Source organism: Microbacterium sp. NPDC089987 (assembly GCF_044748505.1).
Classification (GTDB): Bacteria; Actinomycetota; Actinomycetes; order Actinomycetales; family Microbacteriaceae; genus Microbacterium.
The window spans coordinates 966857-979364 of sequence record NZ_JBIVGE010000002.1; the positions used below are offsets into that span (position 1 = coordinate 966857).

Sequence of the window (12508 nt, forward strand, 5' to 3'; positions counted from 1 at the left end):
GCGTGAGGCGGCATGGGAGTGATTTGTAGAATGTGCCTGGGCGGATCCGCCCTTCGTCCCCGGGAGTGATCGTGGCCCTGATCGTGCAGAAGTACGGCGGTTCGTCCGTCGCCGACGCGGAGAGCATCAAGCGCGTCGCCAAGCGCATCGTCGACACCCGTCGTGCCGGTCACGACGTCGTCGTCGCGGTCAGCGCCATGGGCGACACGACCGACGAGATGCTCGACCTCGCGCACGAGGTCGCCCCGATCCCCGCCCCGCGCGAACTGGACATGCTCCTCAGCAGCGGTGAGCGCATCTCGATGGCGCTGCTCGCCATGGCGATCCACTCGATGGGCTTCGAGGCGCGTTCGTTCACGGGCAGCCAGGCCGGCATGATCACCGACTCGCATCACGGCAAGGCCCGCATCGTGGATGTCACCCCGGTGCGCCTGCGCGAGGCGCTCGACGAAGGGGCGATCGTCATCGTCGCCGGCTTCCAGGGCTTCAACCGCGACACCCGCGACATCACCACGCTCGGTCGCGGCGGCTCCGACACCACCGCCGTCGCCCTCGCCGCGGCCCTCAACGCGGACGTCTGCGAGATCTACAGCGATGTCGAGGGCATCTTCACCGCCGACCCGCGCGTCATCCCGCGTGCTCGCAAGCTCGACCACGTCTCCAGCGAGGAGATGCTCGAGCTCGCCGCCAACGGCGCCAAGGTGCTCTACATCCGCGCCGTCGAGTACGCCCGCCGTCACGGCGTGCTCATCCACGCCCGCTCGACCTTCTCGTCGGCCGAGGGCACGTATGTTCTGGGCGAGGGCATGAAGAACCCGCGCGCCACCGAGGGAGAAGTCATGGAAGAACCGATCGTCGCCGGAGTCGCCACCGACCTGAGCCAGGCCAAGATCACCGTCGCCGGTGTGCCCGATGTGCCGGGCAAGGCCGCCGAGATCTTCAAGATCGTCTCGAAGGCCGGGGCGAACGTCGACATGATCGTGCAGAACGTCTCTGCGGCATCGACCGGCCGCACCGACATCTCGTTCACGCTTCCGAAGGCCGATGCCGCGACGACGCTCAAGGCGCTCGCCGCCGAGCAGAGCGAGGTCGGCTTCGAGAACCTGCTGCACGACGACCAGATCGGCAAGCTGTCGGTCGTGGGCGCCGGCATGCGGACGCATTCGGGTGTGTCGGCGATCCTGTTCGAAGCGCTCAGTGCCGGCGGCATCAACATCGAGATGATCTCCACGTCGGAGATCCGCATCTCGGTCGTGCTCCGCGGTGACGACCTCGCGGAGGCGGCGCGCACCGTGCACAGCGCCTACGGTCTCGACAGCGAGATCGAAGCCGTCGTGCACGCCGGCACCGGCCGCTGACCCGCACGCGAAATGCCGGACCCGCAGCCGGCGGCGACCGGATAGACTCACCGCAACCCTGACATCGGTGCCAGGCGCAGCGTCCGCACCCGGGGGCTGAGCCTGGCGCATCGCCTGCACGCCAAGGATCCCCCCATGACCCGTATCTCCGATTCCGGATTCTCGATCGCCATCGTCGGTGCGACCGGCCAGGTCGGCACCGTGATGCGCGACATCCTCATCGAGCGCTCGTTCCCCGTGCGCGAGCTGCGTCTGTTCGCCTCCGCGCGCTCCGCCGGCACCGCCATCGACTTCGGCGGCGTCGACGTGATCGTCGAGGACGTCGAGACGGCGGATGTCGCTGGCATCCACATCGCGCTGTTCTCGGCCGGTGCGACCGCGAGCCGGGCGTACGCGGCGAAGTTCGCCGAAGCGGGAGCGGTGGTCGTCGACAACTCCAGCGCCTGGCGGATGGACCCCGAGGTTCCGCTCGTGGTGAGCGAGGTGAATCCGGATGCCATGGACGAGCGTCCTAAGGGAATCATCGCCAACCCGAACTGCACCACCATGGCCGCGATGCCCGTGCTGAAGGCGCTGCACGCCGAGGCGGGGCTTGAGCGTCTCATCGTCAGCACCTATCAGGCCGTGTCGGGCTCGGGCATCGCCGGCGCGGAGGAGCTGCTCGGCCAGGTCGAGGGCGTCCTCGCCCAGGGCGACACCCTGCGCCTCGTCCACGACGGATCAGCGGTCGAGTTCCCGGCGCCGGAGAAGTACGTCGCTCCCATCGCGTTCGATGTCATCCCGCTCGCCGGGTCCGTCGTCGACGACGGCGAGAACGAGACCGACGAGGAGAAGAAGCTCCGCAACGAGAGCCGCAAGATCCTCGGCCTTCCCGACCTGCGTGTCGCCGGCACCTGCGTGCGGGTGCCGGTCTTCACCGGCCACTCGCTGTCGATCCACGCCGAGTTCGCCAAGGACATCACTCCCGACCGTGCACGCGAGGTACTGGCATCCGCCCCCGGAGTCGTGCTCGACGAGGTGCCGACGCCGCTGCAGGCAGCCGGCAAGGACCCGAGCTTCGTCGGCCGGATCCGCGCCGACCAGTCCGCGCCCGAGGGCAAGGGCCTGGTGCTCTTCATCAGCAACGACAACCTGCGCAAGGGCGCGGCGCTCAACGCGGTGCAGATCGCGGAGGAGCTCACCAACCGCCTCGCCCCGGCCGCGCTCTGAGCCGCTGACCCGGGGCGCTGGGCGCCCCGGCCTGGCGGAAATCCGCGCTGTTCCGGACGACTAGACTGTTCTGGTGACCGAAACCGTCGATGTCGTTCTGATCGGTGGGGGCATCATGTCCGCCACGCTGGGTACCCTGCTGCACGACCTGCAGCCGGACTGGAAGATCGTCGCCTACGAGCGCCTCGGTGGCGTCGGCGAAGAGAGCTCGAACCCGTGGAACAACGCCGGCACCGGCCACGCCGCGCTGTGCGAGCTGAACTACATGCCGCAGAGCAAGGACGGCACGCTCGACCCCGCCAAGGCGATCTCGATCAACGAGCAGTTCCAGCAGAGTCGTCAGTTCTGGTCGACGCTCGTCGAGCGCGGCATCCTCGACGGCCCGTCGACGTTCATCAACTCGGTGCCGCACATGACCTTCGTGCGCGGCGAGAAGGACGTCGAGTTCCTCAAGGCGCGCTACGAGGTGCTCAAGGATCAGCCGCTCTTCGACGGGATCGAGTACAGCGAGGACTCCCGCGTCATCAACAAGTGGGCTCCGCTGCTGATGCAGAAGCGGCGCAAGGGCGAGCCGTTCGCCGCGACCCGGGTGCCGTCCGGCACCGATGTCGACTTCGGCTCCCTCACTCACCAGCTCTTCGATCACCTCGCCAAGTCGGGCGTGGAGGTGCGCACCGATCACGAGGTGCGCAGCCTCAAGCGCCAGGACGACGGCAGCTGGCTCGTCAAGTACCGTCACGTCATCGGTCGCACCCCGGGCCAGGTGAAGGCGCGCTTCGTCTTCGTCGGCGCCGGCGGCTGGGCGCTCAAGCTGCTGCAGAAGAGCGGCATCCCCGAGATCAAGGGGTACGGCGTCTTCCCGATCGGCGGACAGTGGCTGAAGACCACGGACCCCGCGCTCGTCTCGCAGCATCAGGCGAAGGTGTACTCGCAGGCGGCGATCGGCGCGCCGCCGATGTCTGTGCCGCACCTCGACACTCGCGTCGTCGACGGTGAGAAGTCGTTGATGTTCGGCCCGTTCGCGACCTTCAGCCCGAAGTTCCTCAAGCACGGCTCGATGCTCGACATCATCACCCAGGTGCGCCCGCACAACCTGTGGCCGATGCTCCGCGTCGCCTTCGCCAACCCCGATCTCATCACGTACCTGGTCAGCGAGCTCGTCAAGAGCCACGGCAAGAAGGTCGACAACCTGCGCACGTTCGTGCCGACCGCGCAGGATGAGGACTGGGAGCTGATCCAGGCCGGCCAGCGCGCGCAGGTCATGAAGAAGGACCCGAAGAAGGGTGGCATCCTGCAGTTCGGAACCGAGGTCGTCGCCGCCGAGGACGGCACGATCGCGGGTCTGCTCGGCGCCTCACCGGGTGCGTCGACGGCGGTGCCGATCATGCTCGGCCTGCTCAAGCGCTGCTTCCCCGACCAGTACGCCGGCTGGGAGCCGAAGCTGAAGGATCTCATCCCGACCATGGGACACCGGCTCAACGACGATGCGGCAGCCGCCGAGAGGTCGATGAGCGCGACCGCATCCGTTCTGTCCCTCACGGCCTGATCGCGCGACCGTGGCGAAGCTGTACTTCCGCTACGGCGCGATGAACTCGGGCAAGTCGACCGCCCTGCTGCAGGCCGCCTACAACTACGAGGAGCGCGGTCAGCGGGTGCTGCTGGCCAAGCCCGCGATCGACACGAAGGGCGCGTCGCAGATCGAGAGCAGGCTCGGCATGACGCGCCAGGTGGACTTCCTCATCGGGCCACACGACGAGGCACGCGCGCTGTTCACCAGCGAGCGAGAGCGGGTCCTCGATGAAGACCTGCAGTCCACCGAGCCGCGGGATGTCGCGTGCCTGCTGATCGATGAGGCGCAGTTCCTGACGACGGAGCAGATCGATGATCTGTTCCGCATCGCGGTGCTGGACGGCATCCCGGTGATGGCCTACGGCATCCGCAACGACTTCCGCACCCACGCCTTCCCCGGATCGGCGCGGCTGCTGGCGATCGCGCATTCCCTGGAAGAGCTCAAGACGATCTGTCGATGCGGGCGGAAAGCCGTCTTCAACGGCCGCGTGGTCGACGGTCGTTTCGTGTTCGCGGGCGACCAGGTCGCGATCGACGGCGCCGAGGTGACCTATGAGTCGCTGTGCGGGAACTGCTATCTCGACGAATCCGGCGGCGTGCTCGACTGACGGCCCGCCGGTCGTCGCTCAGCGCGCGACCGGATCGGGAAGGGTGAGGATCAGGGCATCCAGCTTGTCGGCGGTGTCCTGCCAGCCCTCGACCGCGACCGACCGCACCCCGATCGCCCGCACCGGATAGTCGTTGCCGCCCTCGTCGAGCCGGTCGCCGTAGAAGAGCATCTCGTCGAGGCGGATGCCGGTGTGCTCGACCAGCTTCTGCATGCCGTAGGCCTTGTCGATGCCGGCGCGAGTGATGTCGATCGACGTGGAGCCTCCGGAGCGCACCTCGAGCCCCGGCAGGCGCGGTGCGACCGCGTCGCGCAGTGCCGCTCGACGCTCACCAGTGGGATCCCAGGCGTGCTTGGCGTCTCGGGGTGCCCGCTGGCCGAGCGCGGAGAAGGTGATCTGCGAGCCGCGATCCTCGAGGATCTCGCCCCATGGCTCCGCCTCCCACAGCCCCAGCCTCTCGGCCTCTTCGCGCAGCGCGGCGAGAGCCGTCGTCTTCTCGTCGTCGCTCAGGTCGTGCGCGTAGACGGCGGAGAACGTCGTGCCGTCGTGACGCAGGTAGCGCGTGCCGCAGGTGGGCAGCAGATGCAGCCGGGCCTGCTCGGCGGGGAGGAGATCGGCGAGGCGGGCGATGACCTGCGTGCGGAACTGCTGTTCGTTGCCGCCGGAGATGATCGCGACGTCCACCCGCCGCAGCAGCTCGCGCAGCAGCTGCGCGATGCGATCGTCGATCTCGCCCTTCGACGGGGCGAGCGTGTCATCGAGGTCGAATGCGACCAGGCGGGGGTGCGTCATGATGACCCCAGCTTATTGGGGTTGGCTGTGGAGCGGCGGCGTGCGGAGCCTCCCGCGCCGCGGGCCCACTCGAGATTCTTGAGCATGAAGAAAGGGACCCGCCCCCGGCGAGTCCCTTTCTGCAAGCTGTCGGGGTGACAGGATTTGAACCTGCGGCCTCTTCGTCCCGAACGAAGCGCGCTACCAAGCTGCGCCACACCCCGTGATTGCAACCGTTCAAGTCTACATGTCTCGCGCTGCAACCACGAATCCGATGGCCCGTTCGGGCGCGTCAGGAGCGGGCGGTCAGCGTCAGCAGGGTCGCCTCGGGGCGGCAGGCGAACCGAACCGGCGCGTAGATCGAATGCCCGCAGCCGGCCGAGACGTTCAGCGGCACCGTGCGGCCACGGTGCGACCAGCTGCTCAGGCCCTTCGCCTGCTTGAGCGGGATGTCGCAGTTCGCGACCAGTGCGCCGAAGCCGGGGACGCACACCTGCCCGCCGTGGGTGTGGCCGGCGAAGAGCGCGTCCGCCCCCAGGTCGATGAACGAGTCGAGCACACGCCGGTACGGTGCATGGGCCACGGCGATCCGCGACGTCCCTGCGGGGGACGCCTCGAGCGACGAGATCGCGGAGGTGAGAGCGGCGAAGTCGTCCCACTCGCGGTGCGGGTCGTCGACCCCCACGAAATCGATGTCGTTCCCCGCGACCTCCAGCCGCACCGCGGCGTTGTTCAGATCCACCCAGCCGAGCTCGTTGATGAAGAACGCGTCCATCGCCGCGGTGTCGAGCAGCTCAGGCGCGCGGTGCACGCGGGAGGGGCCTCGGAAGTAGTTCAGCGGGTTCCGAGGCGCGGGAGCCTGCACGTCGTTCGATCCGTGCACGAAGACGCCGGGGACGCCCGCGAACGGGGCGAGGGCCCGTCGGATCCCGGCGAGTCCTTCCGGATGCCCGAGGTTGTCGCCCGTGTTCACGATCAGATCGGGTTCGAGCTCCGCGAGCGATGCGAGCCACTCCTGCTTGCGCCGCTGCCAGGGTGCCATGTGCGCGTCGGAGACGTGCAGCACGCGCACCGGCGCGCTGCCCGGCGCCAGAGCGGCGACGTCGGCCCGTCGCACGGTGAACAGGTAGCGCTCGATTCCGATTCCCCAGACCGCTGCGCCGACGCCGACGGCCCCCATCGCGCCGAGCGCGATGAGGGCCGGGTGCGCGGCCGTGCGGCGGGTCACCCGTCACCCGCGCAGGTGAGCGTCACCACGGTGCCGGCGGCGGCAGCAGTGTTCGCGGGAGGGTTCTGTCCGTTCACGGTCGACCCGTTCTTGCATCCCTCGGCTGAGACGCCGTAGCCCGCTCCTTCGAGCTTGGCCTTCGCCTGGTTGAACGGACCTTCTGTGACGTTCGGCACGGTCGCCGGCTTGTTGCCCGTGCTCGGGCGCAGGGTGACGGTGGTGCCGCTGGCCACGCGCCCGGCGCCGGGCGTCTGCTCTGCGACCAGACCCGCGCCGACCTCGCTGTCCATGGGCTCGCCGACCTGCACACTGAATCCGGCGGCATCCAGGATCTGCGTGGCCTCCTCGACCGACTTCCCGACCACGCTCGGCAGATCCTTGGGGACGGTGCGCGTGAGGCCGCGGTCAGGCTCGGGGAACCGGTCTCCGCCGTACACCCTGTTCGCCGCGCGCTGCAGATCCCTGGCGAGGGGATAGCGGATGTCGTTGAGCCGTATCCCATGCGCACGGAAGTTTTTCAGGTCTTCGCGGCCGTCGGCGTTTCCGACCCATACCGCTGTCGTGACGTTGGTGCTCGACTCAACCAGCATCGTGTGCGAGACCTCCGCAGTACCGGTCTTGCCGATGACCTGGATGCCGTCGTTGGGGTTGGCGCCTGAGCCGGTTCCACCCTCCATCACGCCCCGCAGCGCGTATGCGGCGGTTGCAGCCACCTCAGGGGAGATCACCTGCGTGCAGCTCGTCTTCGGGAGGGGAATCTCTTTGCCGTCCTGGGCGACGATCTTGTCGATCACGCGAGGTTCGCAGAAGATGCCCTTGTTGGCGACCGTGGCGTATGCGCCTGCCATCTGAATCGGGGCGACGGACTTCGAACCGAGCACGGTGGGGAACGGGTCGTTGGGCGCGGAGCCGTCAGTGGTGACATCTCCCATGTTGCCGTAATGCACGCCGAGGCGCTTTGCCATCTTGTTGATGTCGCACAGGTCGAGCTTCTGCGCCATGGCCAGGAAGCCGGTGTTCAGTGAGGCAGCGGTGAAGCTCCGCACGCTGCTGACCGACCCGCGCCCGTTTCCAAAGTTCTTGGACGATTTATCGCGGGCCAAGGTGTAGGTGCCGCCGCACTGGGCGAAGCTGCCGCTGACCGGATAGCGGCCGTCGAGCACTTCGTTGACCGAATGTCCACGCTCGAGCCACTCCAGCAGAGTGAAGAGCTTCCATGTCGACCCGGTTTCGAAGCCGTTCGTGGAGCCGTTGTGCTTCTTGTCAGCGGCGAACACCTGAGATGACTGCCCGTTCGCGAGGCTCGCATTCGACGACTCGCTGAAGTCCGTGTTCTGCGCAATCGCGAGGATGCGGCCGGTGGATGCTTCGATCGAGACGCCGGCGCCGCCGACGAGAATACCGGGCATCGCCGCCGGCACCCTCTCGCGGACGGCCTGCACCGCAGGACCCTGCACCCGCATGTCGAGCGAAGTGTAGATCTGCATGCCGCCGCGTCGCATGTTCTCGACGCGCTTCTCCGGCGTGGCGCCGAATGCCTCGTCCGACTCCACGACCGACTTCACATACTGACAGAAGTAGGCATTGGCGCCCGCAGCCGCACAGCCTTGAGTGGTCTGCGTGAGGTTCGGCTCGATCGGCGCCTCCACTGCGGCAGCATGCTGTTCTTCGGTGATCTGTCCGTTCTTCAGCATCTGACCGAGAACGTAGTCACGGCGGTCCCGCGTTGTCGCGTAACCGTCGGCAGCGGTGTTGTGCGCGACGCCGTCCTTATCGGTCCAGGTGCCCTCCTCGGGGCGGTCGATGCGCAGCAGATTGGGCTCCTGAACCATGCCCGCCAGCGTTGCCGCCTGCACGAGCGTCAGGCTCGCGGCGCTCGTGCCGAAATAGCGGTTGGCCGCAGCCTCGATACCGTAGGTGGTGCCGCCGAAATTCGACACGTTCAGGTATCCCAGCAGGATCTCGTTCTTCGAGTAGTCCTTCTCGATCTGCACCGCGTAGCGCATCTCCTGCAGTTTGCGCTCGATGCCCTCGGCGCCCTTCGACTGCGCGGCACCTTCGAAGCACTGCTGGATCTTGACGTCGTAGTCCTCCTCGCCGGGGCTGACGCCCTGCTCGCATTCCTGGATCAGAGCGTTCTTGACGTACTGCTGGGTGATCGTCGACGCGCCTCGGGAAGACGAGCCCGTGAAGTTCTCGACCGCGGCCTTCATGGTCTGCAGGAGGTTCACGCCGCCGTGCTCGTAGAAGTTCTTGTCCTCACTCGAGAGGATCGCGTCGTACAGCAGCGGCGACACCTGCTCGAACGTCACCGGCACCCGGTTCTGGTCGAAGAACTTCGCCAGCTGGAACGGCTGACCGTCCTCGCCGGTTCCGTAGAACTCGGTCGGCTCCATAGGAGGGTTGGGCGTCAGGCTGTTCGGCAGGTTGTCGAAGATCGTCAGCGCCTGCGAACCGGTCACTCCTGCGACGGCGATGGCGGGAGTGACGGCTGCGGTGACCAGGACCCCGGCGACCGCGCTCAGGCCCACCAGGCCGAGCAGTCCGCCGAGCACACCAGACAGCGTGCGTTTCGTTTGAGGCATACGCTGATGTTAAGGGAATTCCCTGAATAAGAGCCTCGACGCTTCGGCATCCCGTGCCGTTCGTCGCCGACGCACAGGAGTGCCATGATCACGTGGGAGTATCTGACCACGCCGCTGCTGATCCACAACACGGCGGCGATCCTCAACAACTGGGGCAAGCAGGGCTGGGAGCTCGTGCAGGTCGTGCAGGGTCCGGAGGGCGGTCTCGTCGCCTATCTGAAGCGTCCCATCACGCAGGACTCCACCGCCAACGCCGGCCTCGCCGCTGCGGCTGAGGCGTCCCGCCAGTTCGAGGGCGATGTCCTGAGCGAGCGAAGCGAGTCGAAGGGGGAGAGCCGGTGAGCGTCTCCGCCCGCCTCGACGAGCTCGGCATCGAGCTGCCCGCCGTCGCCGCTCCCGTCGCCGCGTACGTCCCGGCCGTGGTCCACGCCGGTCTGGTCTACACCTCCGGGCAGCTGCCGTTCGTCGACGGCGCGCTGCCGGCGACCGGCAAGGTCGGCGCCGAGATCGAGGCGGCGGATGCCCAGGGCTACGCCCGGACGTGCGCGCTGAACGCACTGGCCGCCGCCGCGCAAACCGCGGGAGGCGTCGACCGGATCGCAGGCGTGCTGCGTGTGGGGGGCTTCGTGGCATCCGACCCCGCCTTCACCGGCCAGCCGGCGGTCGTCAACGGCGCCAGCGACGTGCTCGCCGAGATCTTCGGTGACGCTGGCCAGCACGCTCGCGCGGCTGTGGGTGTGGCGAGTCTGCCGCTCGACACTCCCGTCGAGGTCGAGGTCACCTTCATCCTGGCCTGACCCTTCACTTCGTCTCGCTGGCGCTCGCTCAGCACAGGCGGCAGGCTCAGGAACCCAGACCACGAACAGCGGCCCCTCCGATCGGAATGGGAGGGGCCGCTGTTTCGTGTGCCGACTACTTCACCTGGCTGGTGATGGTGCTCATCACCATGGTGTCTGCCAGCGTCGTCGTGTCGCCGACCTCGCGGCCCTCGGCCACATCCCGCAGCAGACGACGCATGATCTTGCCCGAGCGCGTCTTCGGCAGCTCGTTCACGATGTAGACATCGCGCGGACGGGCGATCGGCCCGATCTGCTCGCCGACCCAGCCGCGCAGCAGCGTCGCCAGGCCCTCGGGCGAATGCGCCTCGAGGTAGCTCTGCTTGATGATCACGAAGGCGACCACGGCCTGACCGGTGGTCTCGTCCGACGCTCCCACCACCGCCGCTTCCGCGGTGGCCTCGTGCGCGACCAGCGACGATTCGATCTCGGTCGTCGACAGGCGGTGACCCGACACGTTCATCACGTCGTCGACGCGCCCGAGCAGCCACAGATCGCCGTCCTCGTCGAGGCGGGCGCCGTCACCGGCGAAGTAGTACCCCTTGTCCTGGAACTTGTCCCAGTAGGTCTCCTTGAACCGCTCCGGGTCGCCCCAGATGCCGCGCAGCATCGACGGCCACGGCTCGGTGATGACCAGCAGTCCGCCGTTGCCATTGCCCACCTCGTTGCCGTCGTCGTCGGTGACGTCGACGGAGATGCCGGGGATGGGCACCTGCGCGGAGCCGGGCTTGGTGGCGGTGATGCCGGGGAGGGGCGAGACCATGATCGCACCGGTCTCGGTCTGCCACCAGGTGTCGACGATCGGGGTCGTGTCGGCGCCGATCACCTCGCGGTACCACATCCACGCCTCGGGGTTGATGGGCTCACCCACCGACCCGAGCAGGCGCAGGCTCGACAGGTCGAACTTCTGCGGGATCTGACGCCCGAGCTTCATGAACGAGCGGATCGCCGTGGGCGCGGTGTAGAAGATCGTCACGCCGTACTTCTCGATCAGCTCCCACCAGCGGCCGGGATGCGGCGAGTCGGGCGTGCCCTCGAAGAGCACCTGGGTGGCGCCGTTCGCGAGCGGACCGTAGGTGACGTAGCTGTGCCCGGTGACCCAGCCGATGTCGGCGGTGCACCAGAAGACGTCCGTCTCGGGATGCAGGTCGAAGACGTACTTGTGCGTGTAGGCGGCCTGCACGAGATAGCCGCCGGAGGTGTGCAGGATGCCCTTGGGCTTTCCGGTCGTGCCCGACGTGTAGAGGATGAACAGCGGGTTCTCGGCGGGGAAGGCCTGCGCCTCGTGATCGCCGGATGCCTGCGGCACGACATCGTGCCACCAGATGTCGCGCTCGTCGTTCCACTCGACCTCGTTGTCGCCGCGCTTGACGACGAGCACGTGCTCGACGGTCTGCTGCTCGCCCTCGCCGTTGCGGTCACTGAGCGCCTGGTCCACTGCGGGCTTGAGCGCCGAGACCTTGCCCTTGCGGTATCCGCCGTCGGCGGTGATCACGAGCTTGGCTCCGGCGTCGTCGATCCGGGAGCGCAGGCTGTCGGCGCTGAAGCCGCCGAACACGACCGAGTGGATGGCGCCGAGGCGCGCCACGGCGAGCATCGAGATGACCGCCTCGGGGATCATCGGCAGGTAGATGGCGACGCGGTCGCCGTGACCGATGCCGAGGTCCTGCAGCACGTTGGCGGTGCGCTTGACCTCGTCGGTCAGCTCGGCATACGTGATGCGGCGCTCGTCGCCGGGCTCGCCCTCCCAGAGGATGGCGACGCGGTCGCCGTTGCCGGCCTCCACATGCCGGTCGAGGCAGTTGTAGGCGACGTTCAGCTCGCCGTCGTCGAACCACTTCGCGAACGGCGGGTTCGACCAGTCGAGCACCCGCGTGAACGGCTTGTGCCAGTGCACGCTCTCCCGGGCCTGCTCGCCCCAGAACGCCTCGCGATCGGCGGCAGCCTTCTCGTACAGGGCGGGGTCGTCGATCGACTGAGCGACGAACTCGTCTGACGGCGGGAATCTGCGGGCCTCATCGAGGAGGTGGTCGATCTGGCTGCTCATGCACTCGCTCCTTTGCGCGGTCGGGTGATCGTGCGGGAACACGACCGTGACACGGCGAATCTAGTCCCACCGGAGAAGGAGGCCTACTGTCGAAAGTCGGTAGCGAAAGGGGTTTGCCGTGGCGGGCGCCTCGTGCGTACACTGACCTCAGCCGATTCGTATACGGCTTCAGCGCGCCCGGGTGCCCCCCTCGTTCCGGGCAGCGCGTGGGCGGCACCTCATTCCCCCCGTGAGGTGCCGCCCGTCCGTTTCCGGAATGTCTGAGGTCTGTCTGCACAGCACTGGTGCAGCGACAGT

The 12508-nt window shown here is 67.7% G+C and carries 10 protein-coding genes and 1 tRNA gene; 6 read left to right on the plus strand and 5 right to left on the minus strand.

Annotated features, from left to right (window positions below; all coding sequences use genetic code 11):
- Window positions 1-71 precede the first annotated feature (71 nt).
- The 4 genes from ACIPV2_RS12335 (at window position 72) to ACIPV2_RS12350 (ending at window position 4744) form a co-directional block, all read left to right on the plus strand.
- Entirely contained in the window at window positions 72-1358 is a 1287-nt protein-coding gene (locus ACIPV2_RS12335; RefSeq protein ID WP_400841633.1) for an aspartate kinase, read from the plus strand.
- Window positions 1359-1493: 135 nt separating this feature from the next.
- Window positions 1494-2567 (plus strand): aspartate-semialdehyde dehydrogenase, encoded by a 1074-nt coding sequence (locus ACIPV2_RS12340; RefSeq protein ID WP_400841634.1) that lies wholly within the window; start codon window positions 1494-1496, stop codon window positions 2565-2567.
- Between the two features lie 73 nt (window positions 2568-2640).
- Window positions 2641-4113 (plus strand): malate:quinone oxidoreductase, encoded by a 1473-nt coding sequence (locus ACIPV2_RS12345; RefSeq protein ID WP_400841636.1) that lies wholly within the window; start codon window positions 2641-2643, stop codon window positions 4111-4113.
- 10 nt (window positions 4114-4123) lie between these two features.
- Window positions 4124-4744, plus strand: a complete 621-nt coding sequence (locus tag ACIPV2_RS12350) for a thymidine kinase (protein ID WP_400841638.1) — start codon at window positions 4124-4126, stop codon at window positions 4742-4744.
- Between the two features lie 18 nt (window positions 4745-4762).
- On the opposite strand, the gene ACIPV2_RS12355 is transcribed toward ACIPV2_RS12350, so the two are convergent.
- The 4 genes from ACIPV2_RS12355 to ACIPV2_RS12370 all read right to left on the minus strand — a co-directional run bounded on the left by ACIPV2_RS12355 (window position 4763) and on the right by ACIPV2_RS12370 (window position 9328).
- Complete coding sequence (locus tag ACIPV2_RS12355; protein WP_400841640.1) at window positions 4763-5536, minus strand: HAD-IIB family hydrolase; 774 nt, start codon at window positions 5534-5536, stop codon at window positions 4763-4765.
- A 129-nt stretch (window positions 5537-5665) separates the two neighbouring features.
- Window positions 5666-5739, minus strand: a tRNA-Pro gene (locus ACIPV2_RS12360).
- Window positions 5740-5807: 68 nt separating this feature from the next.
- Window positions 5808-6695 (minus strand): metallophosphoesterase, encoded by an 888-nt coding sequence (locus tag ACIPV2_RS12365; RefSeq protein ID WP_400841824.1) that lies wholly within the window; start codon window positions 6693-6695, stop codon window positions 5808-5810.
- Between the two features lie 44 nt (window positions 6696-6739).
- Window positions 6740-9328 carry a transglycosylase domain-containing protein gene (locus tag ACIPV2_RS12370; RefSeq protein WP_400841642.1) on the minus strand — a complete coding sequence of 863 codons (2589 nt, stop codon included), beginning with the start codon at window positions 9326-9328 and terminating at the stop codon, window positions 6740-6742.
- Window positions 9329-9412: 84 nt separating this feature from the next.
- Between ACIPV2_RS12370 and ACIPV2_RS12375 the strand changes: the two genes are divergently transcribed.
- Window positions 9413-9670 (plus strand): hypothetical protein, encoded by a 258-nt coding sequence (locus ACIPV2_RS12375; protein ID WP_101188573.1) that lies wholly within the window; start codon window positions 9413-9415, stop codon window positions 9668-9670.
- Window positions 9667-10125 (plus strand): RidA family protein, encoded by a 459-nt coding sequence (locus ACIPV2_RS12380; RefSeq protein ID WP_400841644.1) that lies wholly within the window; start codon window positions 9667-9669, stop codon window positions 10123-10125. Before ACIPV2_RS12375 ends, ACIPV2_RS12380 begins: the two co-directional genes overlap by 4 nt.
- A 115-nt stretch (window positions 10126-10240) precedes the next feature.
- Here the strand turns inward: ACIPV2_RS12380 and acs are convergent, their stop codons facing one another.
- On the minus strand, window positions 10241-12211 hold the full coding sequence (gene acs / locus ACIPV2_RS12385) for an acetate--CoA ligase (protein WP_400841646.1): 1971 nt from the start codon (window positions 12209-12211) through the stop codon (window positions 10241-10243).
- Window positions 12212-12508: the final 297 nt, after the last annotated feature.